Genomic DNA, 12526 nt, shown 5'->3' with positions numbered 1-12526 from the left:
CGTGCATTTCACGAGATTCTCCATCGCAGCTGCGGCCCTGATAGCCCTCGCCGCCTGTGCCCCTCCCGGCCAGTCCGGAAGCACCGAGGCGAACGCCACCGGCCCCATCAAGATCGCGAACGTCAACGCGCAGAGCGGCCAGCTCAGCTCGCTCGGCCAGTGGGAGCACAAGGGCGTCAAGCTCGCCATCGAGGAGGCCAACAAGGCCGGCGGCGTCAACGGGCGGCAGATCAAGCTCGACCTGTTCGACAGCCAGGGCGACCCCACGGTGGGCACCAACGTGGCCAGGAAGATCGCGGCCGAGGGCTACATCGCGATGCTGGGCACCGCCGAGAGCGCGGTCACGCTGGCGATGGCGCCCATCCTGAAGGACGCCAAGATCCCGAACATCACCTCGGGCCAGTCGCCGAAGCTGGCCGAGCTGAAGAGCCCGTTCCTGTTCCTCAACGCGCCGACCAGCGTCACCTTCGACGAGACGCTGGCCAAGTACCTCGTGGACGACAAGGGCATGAAGAAGATCGCGCTGATCAGCAACAACGGCGCGTACGGATCCGGCGAGCACGACGCCTTCCTGGCCTCGCTCAAGACCAGGAACGTCACCCCGTCCGCCGACGAGGTCGTCACCCCCGACCAGAAGGACTTCAACTCCAACCTGGCCAAGATCCGCGAGCAGGACCCGGAGGTGCTGTTCATCGGCGCCGAGGAGGTCCAGTCCGGGCTGATCGCCAAGCAGGCGCGCGAGCTCGGCATCAAGGCGGTCTTCGCCGGCGGCGCCCCCGTGGGCACCGACGTGTACGCCACCACGGCCGGGCTGAAGAACGCCGAGGGCACCGTGGTCAGCTCCCCCTACCTGAGCAACGAGGCCACCGAGGAGATCAAGACGTTCGCCGCCAAGTACAAGGCCGCCTACAACGAGGACGCCCGCATGCACGTGGCCAAGGCCTACGACGGCGCGTCCATCCTGATCGAGGCGCTCAAGCAGACCAACGGCGAGGGCGGGCAGAAGCTGGCCGACGCCATCCGCGGCGTCAAGCGGGCGGGGCTGCTGGGGAACTACAACTACGACGCCAACGGCGTCGGCATCCACGAGACCAAGATCGGCCTGGTAAAGGACGGCAAGGTCGTGCCCGAGGCCGCGAGCTGACGTGCAGGTCTTCCTCCAGACCCTGATCGGCGGGGTCACGTTCGGGGCGGTGTACGCGCTGGTGGCGATGGGCTTCTCGATCGTCTACCGCACCATGGGCCTGGTCAACTTCGCCCACGGCAGCGTCGTCATGATCGGCGCGTACGCCGCCTCCACCTTCTACATGGCCAGCAAGCTGCCCTTCGCCGTGGCGATCATCGTGGCCATCGCGGTCACGGCACTGATCGGCCTGGTCATCGAGCGCTTCCTGCGCCCGCTGGAGAACAAGGACTTCACGCTGATGCTGATCGGCACGATCGGCTTCGGCGCGGTGCTGGAGGCCGGGGCGGTGCTCATCTGGGGCGCCACCGGCCACGCGGTGCCCTCTCCGGTGGCGACCGGGCCGATCGACGTGGCGGGCATCCGCATCCCCACCTACAGCCTGCTGGTCATCGCCATCGCGGCGGCGGCCACCGGCCTGCTGGCGCTGTTCCTGCAGCGCACCAAGCGCGGCGCCGCCATGCAGGCGGTCGCGATGGACCACCAGGCCGCCACCGCGGTCGGCATCCACGTGGGCCGCAGCAACGCCATGGCCTTCGCCATCGGCGCCGGGCTCGCGGCACTGGCCGGCAGCCTGATCGGCCCCATGCTGTACGTCAATCCCACGATGGGCGGCACCCTGGGCATCAAGGGCTTCGCGGCGGCCATGCTCGGCGGGTTCGGCAGCATGCCCGGCGCCATCGTCGGCGGCCTGGCCTTCGGGCTGCTCGACTCCTTCGCCGCGGGCAACTTCCAGGAGTACTCCGAGCTGGTCACCTTCCTCGTCTTCGCCGTCATCGTCATGATCCGCCCCACCGGCATCTTCGGAGAGGCAACGGTGAACCGCGCATGAAACGTCTCCTATGGCTGGTGCCGCTGGCCGTCGCGGCCTGGCTGCTGCCCTACGGCCTGGGCGGTTACGCCATCCACGTCGCCGACGTCGCGATCATCTTCGCGATCCTGGCCATCGGGCTCGGCCTGACCATGGGCGTGGCCGGGCAGATCAACCTGGCCCAGGTCGCCTTCTTCGGGGTCGGCGCCTACGCGGTCGCCATCCTCACCACGAAGGCGGGGTTCGGCTTCTGGACGGCGTCCGCGCTGGCGCTGCTGGCCGCCGTGGTGTTCGGCGTGCTGGTGGGCATCCCCGCGCTGCGCATGCAGTCGCACTATCTCGGCATCGTCACCCTCGGCCTGGCGCTCGCCTTCACCAACTGGGTCACCAACGCCCACGTCGCCGGCCGCGCCGAGGGCATCAGCGACATCCCGGTGCCGTCGATGTTCGGCCTCGACCTGTCCAGCGGCTACCTGTTCTACTACGTCGAGCTGATCGTCTTCGCCGTCGCCCTGGCCTTCGCGCTGCTGGTCACCCGGTCGCCGCTGGGCCGCCGGCTGCGCGCGATGCGCGACGACGACCTGGCCGCGGGCGCGCTCGGCGCGGAGATCCCGCTGCTGCGGATGACCGCGTTCGTGCTGTCCGGCCTGTACGGCGGCCTGGCCGGCATCCTGTACGCCGGGCTCATCCGCTTCGTGGCCCCCGAGTCGTTCAACATCGCGAACATGTTCCTGCTGCTCGCCATGGTGATCATCGGCGGCCGCAGCAGCATCCTGGGCTGCGTCGTCGGCGCGGTCGCGCTGTCCCTGGTCAGGGAGGCGCTGCTGGACGCCTCCGGCTTCGCCCAGCTGGGCTACGGCCTGGTGGTCGTGCTCGTGGTGGTGTTCGCGCCCAAGGGGCTGGCGGGCCTGCCGGGGCAGATCCGCTCTCTCCTGCGTGGGCGCGGCGGCGGCTCGCGGGCCCAGCTCGGCCCGTTCCAGCCCTACGAGGCCACCTCTCCGGCCGCCGAGGAGGACGCGCTGGAGATCCGGGAGGTGACGATGCGGTTCAAGGGGCTGGTCGCGCTCGACGCCGTCTCCCTCACCGTTCCCACGGGTCAGATCCGGGGCATCGTCGGGCCCAACGGCTCGGGCAAGACGACGCTGTTCAACGTGGTCAGCGGGTTCTACCGGCCCAGCCAGGGATCGGTGGTGCTGCGCGGGCACGACGTGACGGGGATGGCGCCGTACCAGCTGTCCCTGCGCCGCGTCGCGCGTACCTTCCAGAACCTGCGCCTGTTCGAGGACCTCAGCGTGCGCGAGAACCTCCTGCTGGGGCTGGACCGCACCCGTACCTCGTGGATCTGGCGCTACCCGAGCCTGCCGTGGAAGGTCCTGGGGTACGAGCAGGCGCTGCGGCGGCGGGCCGGGGAGCTGATCGAGCGCTTCGGGCTCGCCGAGGTCTCCGACGCCGAGCCGCGCTCGCTGCCGTACGGCATCCAGCGCCGCATCGAGCTGGCCCGCGCCATGGCGATGTCCCCCACCCTGCTGCTGCTCGACGAACCCGCCGCCGGGCTCAACGGCGAAGAGGTGCGCCAGCTCGCCGACATCGTCCGGTCCATCAGGGACTCGGGCGTCACCGTGATCATCATCGAGCACAACATGGGCCTGGTCATGTCCCTGTGCGACCAGGTCACCGTGTTGTCCAGCGGCAAGGTGATCGCCGATGGACAGCCGGCCGAGGTCGCCGTGCACCCGGACGTGGTCGCCGCCTATCTCGGTGACTCGATGTCCGCACCGACCGAGGAGACCGCCGAGGCCGCCGTCGAGGAGGCAACCCGATGACCACGCTGACCGTGGAAGGACTGTCGGTTCACTACGGCGGCGTCCGTGCCGCCCACGACGTCTCCTTCACCGTCGAACCCGGCCAGTCGCTGGGCATCATCGGCGCCAACGGAGCGGGCAAGACCTCCACCCTCAAGGCGGTCATGGGCCTGGCGCCGCGGCAGGCCAGGACCATCCGCTTCGGCGAGCACAACCTGCTGCGCGCGCCCGCGCACACCTTGGTCCGGCACGGCATCGGCTACGTGCCGGAGGGCAGGCACGTCTTCCCCGGGCTCACCGTGGAGAAGAACCTGCTGCTCGGCGCGTACGCCAGCAGCTGGAAACGCACCCCGATCGACGACGTGTACGAGTTGTTCCCCGTGCTGGGCGAGATGCGGGGCCGGCTGGCCGGCGCGCTGTCCGGCGGCCAGCAGCAGATGCTGGCCGTCGGCCGGGCCATGATGTGCCGGCCCAAGGTGATGCTGCTGGACGAGCCCTCGATGGGGCTGTCGCCGAAGCTCGTGGCGGACATCGCCGGCGTGCTCAAGAAGCTCAACGCCGCCGGTCTGTCCATCCTGCTCGTCGAGCAGAACGCCAAGCTCACCTTCGACGTCACCACCACCTGCCTGGTCATGGAGAACGGCGAGATCGCCGCGAGCGGCACCTCGGCCGAGCTGAGCAACGACCCCCAGGTCCGGCGGATCTATCTCGGCCTGTGACCGCGCGCTCCTGGCCGCGCTGCGGCAGCATGCCCTGATCCAGGTCCACTAGGCGGATCAGACGGTCCATTGACGACCTCTGGACACCGCTCTATGGTTCGTCCATTGAATGGCACTAACAGTCCACGTAGTGGAACATGAAGGGATGGTCATGGTCCGTCGTCGAGAGTTACTCGCGGGCGCCGTCGCCGCCGTCGCACTCGCGGGAGCCGGGCAGACCCCGGCCGCCGCCGCCGTACACCGATCCGAGCGGAACTTCCCGAAGGTCGGCGGCAACCTGGCCAACCAGAACCACAGCCGGCTCAGTGCTCTTCACCGAGGCAACATCAAGCGGCTGCGGGCCGCGTGGGTGAACAACATCGAGGGCGGGCTCATGGCGGGCAACAGCCAGAGCACCGCCGTGGCCGTGGACGGTGTCCTCTACATCGAGTCGGCACTGGGCAACGTCGTCGCGGTGGACGGCCGTACCGGGGCCATGATCTGGAAGTACGCGCAGACGCGCGGCGCGGTCACCCGGCGCGGCGTGGCGGTCGGCGCGGGCAAGGTGTTCACCTGCGCCAACGACAACTGGCTGATCGCCCTCGACCAGCGCACCGGCCAGGTGCTCTGGGAGCGCCAGCACAACGGGTACGGCAACCTGGAGAAGGTCGCCGTCACCTACCACGACGGCATGCTCTACTGCGGCACCAACGACGGCCCGCGCGGCGCCGCCCTGGCCTTCGACGCGGAGACCGGCGACCTGGTGTGGCACTTCTGGGGCACGGCCGCCCCCGGCCAGATCGGCGGCGACACCTGGGAGGGCGACTCCTGGCAGGTCGGCGGGGCGACGCCGTGGATGCACTGCGCCATCGACGCCGAGCTGGGCCTGGTCTACTGGACGTTCGGCAACGCCAGGGGCAGCAAGTCGTCGCAGGACGGCTCCGAGCGCGGCGGCCAGAACCTGTTCGCCAACTCGCTCGTCGCCATGGACCTGAAGACGGGCGCGTACCGCTGGCACTTCCAGTCCATCCACCACGACATCTGGGACATGGACAACGTCATGGCGCCCGTCCTGCTCGACGCACGCGTGCGGGGGCGGACGCGCAAACTCGTCGTGTACGGCAGCAAGACCGGGATGTACTACATCCTCGACCGCGCCGACGGCTCGGCCCCGCTGGGCATCGACGAGGTGCCCGTGCCGCAGGAGCCCCGGCAGAAGACCTGGCCCACCCAGCCCTTCCCGCGCCAGGGCGGCTGGACCGAGCAGACCCCGGTACGGCAGCCGCTCGGCACCGAGATCCCCGGCCTGCCCTACCGTGCCGTGCCCAACTACAAGATCGGGCCGCTGTACACCCCGCACTGGGACGAGCCGATCCTCACCATCCCCGGCCACGGCGGCGGCGCCGACTGGAACCATCAGTCCTACAGCCACAGCACCCGCCTGGTCTACACCGGCTTCGGCTACGTCGCCGCCGCCCACTCCCTCACCGAGTCGTCCAACGGGCTGCGGCCGCCCGGCGAGTACATGACCGGCGGCGTCGTGGCCGTGGACCCCTCCACGAACCGGGTCCGCTGGAAGAAGAACATGCCGTACTCGCTGGCCCACGGCAACGGCATCCTCACCACCGGCTCCGACCTGCTGTTCATCGGCCAGCCCGACGGCAACCTGCTCTGCCTGGACGCCCGCGACGGCCGCGAGCTGTGGCGCTGGCAGACCGGCGCCGGCGTCAGCAGCTCCCCCATCGCCTACGAGATCGACGGCGAGCAGTACATCGCCGTCTACGCCGGCGGCACCAGCATCCCGTACGGCAACTCCGCCCCGCGCGGCGACCACCTGTGGGCCTTCAAGCTCGGCGGCACCGTGCCGCCTGCCGACACCCCGCCGCCGCCCGTGGTCCGCCGCCCGGTCTCCGGCCAGCCGGTGGACGGCAGCGCGGTGAACAACACCGTGGTGCTCGCCCGCGTCTTTGCCAACGGGCAGGTCGGCACGGAGGAGTCCACGGCCGTCAACGCCATGGCCCCCACCCACCTGCGCGTCCCCGCCGGGACCACCGTCACCTTCGTCAACCCCGCCGACAACGTCAACGTGCACGGGGCCACGCAGTTCTTCGAGGGCCTCTTCGACATCCGGCTCAAGCCGGGCGAGTCGTTCCAGTACACCTTCACCAAGCCGGGCGAGTACTTCTTCAACGACACCTTCAGCCCGCGCCCCACCGGCAAGATCGAGGTCCTGCCCGCCTGACCCTCCGGGGTCCCCCGCACACGTCACCACACCCCCGCCGCACTCCGGCGGGGGTCCTTGGGTGAGGGAAGGGGAATCGGCGGGAGACCCTGGGCGGGGAAAGGGGAATCGGGGGGAGATTTGGGCGGGGGAAGGGGGCCCGCGCCCGCCCTCCGCCGCACTTCGGCCGGGGTCCTCATGAGGGAAGGGGAATCGGCGGGGCCGGTTGGGGTTCGAGCGGTCAGGGGGCGATCAGGGCGACGTCGGGGGTGAGCCGGGGGAAACGTTCCAGGACCAGGGGGTCGTGGCCGGCGACCACGAGTCCGGGGGCGTCTGCCAGCTCCTTGATGCGGTCGAAGGCGCCGTACATGCCGGTCATGCTGTGCAGGATCGGGAAGGGCCGGTCACCCTCGATGTTCTCGTAGAAGTGGCTGGCGTCGGAGGCCAGCACCACGTGGCCGCGGGAAGTCTCGACCCGGACCACCTGCATGCCCGCCGTGTGCCCGCCGACCAGGTGCACGCTCAGGCCGGGCACCACGAACGCGTCCCCGTCCACCACCCGCACCCGCCCGTCCTTCCTGGCGGAGAGCAGGTGGCCGAGGTCGTGGTCGTTGAGCAGCCAGCGCTCGCGCGCGATCCGCTCGGCCCAGGGGCCGGTCCAGTAGTCGAGCTCGGCCTGCTGCACGACGTACCGGGCGCGGGGGAACTCGTGGGCGGTGCCGGTGTGGTCGTAGTGCAGGTGGGTCAGCACCACGTGGTCCACCGACTCGGCGGCGACGCCCAGCTCGGCCAGGGCCTCGACGGGCGAGCAGCGGTAGTCGACGCCCTCGACGCGCGCCGCCCGCTCCTGGGCGATGCCGGTGTCGACGACGACCGTGTGCGCGTCGGAGACCGCCAGCCAGACGTAGTAGGCGGTCGGGTGGGAGCTCTCGCCGCCGGGCTCGTAGCCGTGGAAGTGCTCGCCGCGCCGGGCGTCGCGCTGCGCGTAGCGTACGGCGTGGACGCGGAAGCCGCTCACACCTTCACCCGCCCGGCGGGCTTGAGCCCGAGCTGGGCGGTCGGCACCTGGTACGTCTCCCTGGCGGTGGCCACGGCGGCCACGTTCACCAGGCACACCACCGCGGTGATGATCGAGACGCCGAGCCAGCTCTCGGGCCCGGTGCCGGCCACGGCGGTGGCCACGGTGGGCGCGAAGCCGGCGATGGCGAAGCCGATCTGGGTGCCGATGGCCATGCCGGACAACCGGACCCGGGTGGTGAACATCTCCCCATAGAACGACGGCCAGACGGCGCTGGTGGCGCTGTGCACCACGCCGAACATCACGATGCCGGCGATGAAGATCAGCGCGTAGTTGCCGGCGGAGATCGACCACAGGTAGGCGAACATGAGCACCGCGCAGCCGAGCGACCCGCCGACGAAGACCGGCTTGCGGCCGACCCGGTCGGACAGTTTGCCCCACAGCGGGATGCTGATCACCGCGGCGACGTTGGCCAGCACGCCGACCCACAACATGGGCCCGCGCTCCAGGCCCATCGTGTTGACCGCGTACGACAGGGCGTGCACGGTGAAGATCGTGCTGACCGAGGCGATGACCGCGGCCACCACCACCCGCAGCACGTCGCGCCACTGCTCGCGGAACAGCACCGCCAGCGGCGCCTTGGGCACGCTGTTGGTGGCGACCTCCTGCTCGAAGGCGGGCGTCTCCTCCAGCGTGCGCCGGATGATCAGCCCGACCACCGCCACCACCACGCTCAGCCAGAACGGCACCCGCCAGCCCCAGCTCAGCAGGTCCTCCTCGGGCAGGACCGCGATCGGCAGGAAGATCGCGGTGGCGATGATCTGGCCGGCCTGGGTGCCGTTCAGCGTGAAGCTCGTGTAGTAGGCCCGGCGGTTCTCCGGCGCGTGCTCCAGGGTCATGGAGTTGGCGCCGGCCTGCTCGCCGGAGACCGAGAAGCCCTGCAGCAGGCGCAGCACCACCAGCAGGACCGGTGCCAGCAGGCCCACCTGGTCGTACGTGGGCAGGCAGCCCACCAGGAACGTCGAGCCGCCCATCAGCACCAGCGTGGTGACCAGCACGCGCTTGCGGCCGAACTTGTCACCCATGTGCCCGAGCACGAAGGCGCCCACCGGCCTGGCCAGGTAACCCACGCCGAACGTGGCCAGCGCCAGCAGCGTCCCTGTGGCGGGCGAGGAGGAGGGGAAGAAGATCTTGTTGAAGACCAGGGCGGCGGCGGTGCCATAGATGAAGAAGTCGTAATACTCCAAGGCGCTGCCGATCCAGGCCGCAATGGCCGCTTTGCGGGGTTTGCCCTGCACCGTCACAATATGCTCCTCACAGCGACATCGGGGGGTAGTGCGGTGACAGGAAACTAACTCACCGGTTCGTACATTACAAGTGCGTTGCCGCAGGATTAAGGGTTCTGATCAGGATCAGGCGCCCGAGCCCCGTACATAGGCCACGACCATATCCCCCACCATCGCGCGCAACCGGGCACGATGCTCGGGCGCGCTCATGTCGCGCCCGAACAGCGCGCCGAAGGTGTGCTGGTTGGCCACCCGGAAGAAGCAGAACGAGCTGATCAGCATGTGCACGTCGATGGCGTCGGCCCCCTGGGTCAGGCAGGCGACGAAGTCGCCGCTCGCCGTGCCCGCTTCGAGGATCGCCTCGATGAGGTCGAGCACGGGTGTGCCCAGGTTGGTCAGGGCCTGCGACGTGCGGATGTGCTCGGCCTGGTGGACGTTCTCGATCGTGACCAGCTTGATGAAGTCGCGGAGCAGGTCGTGGTGGTCGAAGGCCAGCTCGGCCAGCGTGCGGATGGCCTCCACCGGCGCCAGGTGCTCCACCTGGACCGCCCGCTCCATCTCGCGGACCTCGGCGTAGGCCTTCTCCAGCACGGCGACGTAGAGCCGCTCCTTGCTGCCGAAGTAGTAGTAGATCATGCGCTTGGTCGTGCGCATGCGAGCGGCGATCTCGTCCACCCGCGCCCCCGCGTAGCCGTGGCGGGCGAACTCCTGCTGGGCGACCTCGAGGATCTCCGACCTGGTGCCGTCTGGGTCCCGCCGGCGCTCGGGGGCGGCGGGCTGAGCGGTCACCCGCCCATCCTAGTGACCTTCCGCGTGCTGGACCGCGAGCCGGATGGGGGCGTTGCCGGCGCCGTAGCCCTCGTACCCGCCGATCCGCTGGACGATCTCGAAGAAGACCCGGCCCACGGTGACGGTGTACAGGTGCAGGAACTCGCCGTGCTCGTCCCGGTCGTAGAGCACGCCGAGGTCGCGCAGCTCGGGATCGACCTCGTGGCGGGCCTCCAGGTCGTCGTAGTAGTTGCCGGGGATCGGCAGCAGCAGCCCGGGGTGCTCCCTTCGCAGCCTGCGGGCGACGGACACGACGTCGTCGCAGGCCAGCGCTACGTGCTGCCAGGGGAGGAGGTCCGCGCCGACCTGGGCGATGTTCACCACGACGCGGACGGCGCCGTCGGGGCCCGACATGGCCTTGCTGCGCAGCAGGCCGTACGGGTCGGGCAGCTCCAGGCTCTCCTGCGGGCGCAGCCCGAGCACGCTGCGGTAGAACAGCGCGGCCTCGTCGAAGTGGTGCCGCGGCTGGGTGAGGGCCACGTGGTCGATGCCGGTGACCGGTCCGGGCACGGGTCCCGAGGGGGCGAAGTCGGCGAGCCAGGCGTCGTCGCAGAAGAAGATCTCGGTGCCGTCCGGCGCGGCCACCGCCTCCAGCTTGGCCTCCTCCGGGGCGCGCTCGCGCGGCAGGACCGGTGAGAGCAGCGACTCGGCGTGCTTGGCCGCGCCGGCGGGGTCGGGGCCGTCCAGGCCGATGGCGATCAGCGCGGGGTCGGCGCCCGTGGTGTTGAGCAGCAGCCGCGCGCCGCCCTGCTCCCACAGCTCGACAGGTTTGGTGGGATGCGTCCCGGTACGCGCGAAGCCGAGCGCGGCCAGCATCCCGCCGAGCGCGCCGGTGTCGGCCAGCTCGGCGAAGGCGAAACCGGCGGGCACGGCCGGCTGCGCCGCACCGTTGAGGTCCTGCTCCAGCGCGATGAGCGAGCGCATGCCGTCCAGCGCGGTGCGCTCCGCCGACGCCTGGCGGAAGACGTCGTTGAACACCTCCAGCGACAGCGGCCCGGCGTAGCCCGTACGCCGCACGCTGGCGACGAGCCCGGCCAGGTCGAAGTTGCCCTGCCCCGGGAAGCAGCGGTAGTGGCGGCTCCACTGCAGCACGTCCATGGCCAGCAGCGGCGCGTCGGCGAGCTGCAGGAAGAAGATCTTCTCCCCGGGGATGGCCTCGATGCCGATCGGGTCGGAGCCGCGCGAGAGGATGTGGAAGCTGTCCAGGCACACGCCCAGGTTGGGGTGGTCGGCCAGCCGCGCGACGCGCCAGGCGTGCAGATACTCGTTGACGTGCCGGCCCCAGGCCAGCGCCTCGTAGGCGATGCGGATCCCGTGCTCGGCGGCCCGCTCGGCCAGCAGCCGCAGGTGCTCGGCGGCCAGCTCGTCGTCGCCGATCGCGGCGGGCGAGACGTTCGAGCAGACCAGCAGCAGATCCGCGCCGAGGCGCTCCATGAGCCGGAACTTGTGCTCGGCCCGGCGCAGGTTGCGCGCCAGCACCTCGGGGGGCACCGCCTCGAAGTCGCGGAAGGGCTGGTAGAGGTCGATGCCGAGGCCCAGGTCGGCGGCCCTGGCCCGGACCTCCTCCGGCGGCAGCGGGCAGGCCAGCAGGTCGTTCTCGAAGATCTCCACCCCGTCGAACCCGGCGGCCGCGATGGCCGCCAGCTTCTCGGCCAGGGTGCCGCTCACCGACACGGTGGCGATGGACTTGCGCACGATTTCCTCCTTCAGACGGCGATGAGGTCGGTCAGGTGGGCGAGCATCCGCTCGGCGTCCGGCTCCCGGCCGGTGAACAGCCTGAACGCGTGCACGGCCTGGAAGACGACCATGCCGCCACCGTCAAGCGTCCGGCAGCCGAGCGCCCGCGCCTGCTTGAGCAGCTCGGTCTCCAGCGGCCGGTAGACGATGTCGGCCACCCACAGGCCGGGGTGGAGGAGCTCGGCGGGCAGCGGCAGGCCCGGATGCCGGGCCATGCCGGTCGGGGTCGCGTGCACCAGCCCTTCGGCCCGGGCCAGCAGCTCCGGCAGCTCGGCCGGGCCGGCGTGATGAGCCCGTTCGGCACCGAAGCGGGCGGCCAGCTCACCGGTGAGTGCGCGCGCCCGTGCCGGGTCGGAGTCGACCACGGTGATCCGGTCGGCGCCCATGGTGAGCAGCGCATGCGCGACCGCGGCCCCCGCTCCCCCGGCGCCGAGCTGCACGATCCGGTGGGCGGGCGCGTCGGGCAGGCCCCGCGCGAACGACTCGGCGAAGCCCGTCCAGTCCGTGTTGTGGCCGATGGCCCGCTCACCGTCGAACACCACGGTGTTGACCGCCCCGAGCATGCGGGCGTCCGGCGACAGCTCGTCCAGGTGCGGGATGACGTCCCGCTTGCAGGGGTGGGTGACGTTGAGCCCGTCGTAGCCGAAGCGCCGGGCCGTACGGACCAGCTCGCCCACGTCACCGCCCACGCGATCGATGTCGAGCAGCCGGTAGACGTAGTGCAACCCGTGGTGCACGGCCTCCTGCTCGTGCAGCGGCGGGCTCAAGGAGGGGCCGATGCCCGAGCCGATCAACCCGATCAGGAACGAATCCATCACTTCTTCCTTTCAAGCAGGTACGACAGCCGCGTGAGCGCTTGGCCCGTGACATGGCCCTCCTAATGTACGTACTAGTGAGTTAGGTGGCTAGCGGGCAATCCGCGGCGGTTCGCGCGGAATTGAT

At 70.3% G+C, this 12526-nt stretch carries 10 protein-coding genes; 5 read left to right on the top strand and 5 right to left on the bottom strand.

Going from position 1 to position 12526, the window contains the following annotated elements; all coding sequences use genetic code 11:
* Position 1 precedes the first annotated feature (1 nt).
* The 5 genes from AB0J69_RS38290 (at position 2) to AB0J69_RS38270 (ending at position 6736) form a co-directional block, all read left to right on the top strand.
* Entirely contained in the window at positions 2 to 1144 is a 1143-nt protein-coding gene (locus tag AB0J69_RS38290; protein WP_364127983.1) for an ABC transporter substrate-binding protein, read from the top strand.
* A gap of 1 nt (position 1145) precedes the next feature.
* Positions 1146 to 2015 carry a branched-chain amino acid ABC transporter permease gene (locus AB0J69_RS38285; protein ID WP_364127980.1) on the top strand — a complete coding sequence of 290 codons (870 nt, stop codon included), beginning with the start codon at positions 1146 to 1148 and terminating at the stop codon, positions 2013 to 2015.
* Positions 2012 to 3817, top strand: a complete 1806-nt coding sequence (locus tag AB0J69_RS38280; RefSeq protein WP_364127977.1) for a branched-chain amino acid ABC transporter ATP-binding protein/permease — start codon at positions 2012 to 2014, stop codon at positions 3815 to 3817. The genes AB0J69_RS38285 and AB0J69_RS38280 overlap by 4 nt, the downstream gene beginning before the upstream one ends.
* Positions 3814 to 4515 carry an ABC transporter ATP-binding protein gene (locus AB0J69_RS38275; protein WP_364127974.1) on the top strand — a complete coding sequence of 234 codons (702 nt, stop codon included), beginning with the start codon at positions 3814 to 3816 and terminating at the stop codon, positions 4513 to 4515. The genes AB0J69_RS38280 and AB0J69_RS38275 overlap by 4 nt, the downstream gene beginning before the upstream one ends.
* A gap of 151 nt (positions 4516 to 4666) precedes the next feature.
* Positions 4667 to 6736: a PQQ-binding-like beta-propeller repeat protein gene (locus AB0J69_RS38270; RefSeq protein ID WP_364127971.1), complete on the top strand. Its 2070-nt coding sequence runs from the start codon at positions 4667 to 4669 to the stop codon at positions 6734 to 6736.
* A gap of 220 nt (positions 6737 to 6956) precedes the next feature.
* Here AB0J69_RS38270 and AB0J69_RS38265 read toward each other — a convergent pair whose 3' ends face one another.
* The 5 genes from AB0J69_RS38265 to AB0J69_RS38245 form a co-directional block, all read right to left on the bottom strand.
* Positions 6957 to 7733 carry an N-acyl homoserine lactonase family protein gene (locus tag AB0J69_RS38265; protein ID WP_364127969.1) on the bottom strand — a complete coding sequence of 259 codons (777 nt, stop codon included), beginning with the start codon at positions 7731 to 7733 and terminating at the stop codon, positions 6957 to 6959.
* Positions 7730 to 9031, bottom strand: a complete 1302-nt coding sequence (locus tag AB0J69_RS38260) for an MFS transporter (protein WP_364127966.1) — start codon at positions 9029 to 9031, stop codon at positions 7730 to 7732. The genes AB0J69_RS38265 and AB0J69_RS38260 overlap by 4 nt, the downstream gene beginning before the upstream one ends.
* A 114-nt stretch (positions 9032 to 9145) precedes the next feature.
* Positions 9146 to 9808 (bottom strand): TetR/AcrR family transcriptional regulator, encoded by a 663-nt coding sequence (locus AB0J69_RS38255; protein WP_364127963.1) that lies wholly within the window; start codon positions 9806 to 9808, stop codon positions 9146 to 9148.
* Positions 9809 to 9817: 9 nt separating this feature from the next.
* Complete coding sequence (locus AB0J69_RS38250) at positions 9818 to 11542, bottom strand: TIM barrel protein (RefSeq protein ID WP_364127960.1); 1725 nt, start codon at positions 11540 to 11542, stop codon at positions 9818 to 9820.
* An 11-nt stretch (positions 11543 to 11553) separates the two neighbouring features.
* Positions 11554 to 12399, bottom strand: a complete 846-nt coding sequence (locus AB0J69_RS38245; protein ID WP_364127957.1) for a shikimate dehydrogenase — start codon at positions 12397 to 12399, stop codon at positions 11554 to 11556.
* Positions 12400 to 12526 lie beyond the last annotated feature (127 nt).

Source organism: Nonomuraea sp. NPDC049709, assembly GCF_040674815.1.
Lineage (GTDB): Bacteria > Actinomycetota > Actinomycetes > Streptosporangiales > Streptosporangiaceae > Nonomuraea.
The sequence above is the reverse complement of the archived record's forward strand: the minus strand, read 5'-3'. Positions and strand labels throughout refer to the sequence as shown.

Coding starts and splice junctions, on each gene's coding strand:
- AB0J69_RS38280 (WP_364127977.1), top strand. CDS start 2,012: ATGAAACGTCTCCTATGGCTGGTGCCGCTGGCCGTCGCGGCCTGGCTG.
- AB0J69_RS38275 (WP_364127974.1), top strand. CDS start 3,814: ATGACCACGCTGACCGTGGAAGGACTGTCGGTTCACTACGGCGGCGTC.
- AB0J69_RS38270 (WP_364127971.1), top strand. CDS start 4,667: ATGGTCCGTCGTCGAGAGTTACTCGCGGGCGCCGTCGCCGCCGTCGCA.
- AB0J69_RS38245 (WP_364127957.1), bottom strand. CDS start 12,399: ATGGATTCGTTCCTGATCGGGTTGATCGGCTCGGGCATCGGCCCCTCC.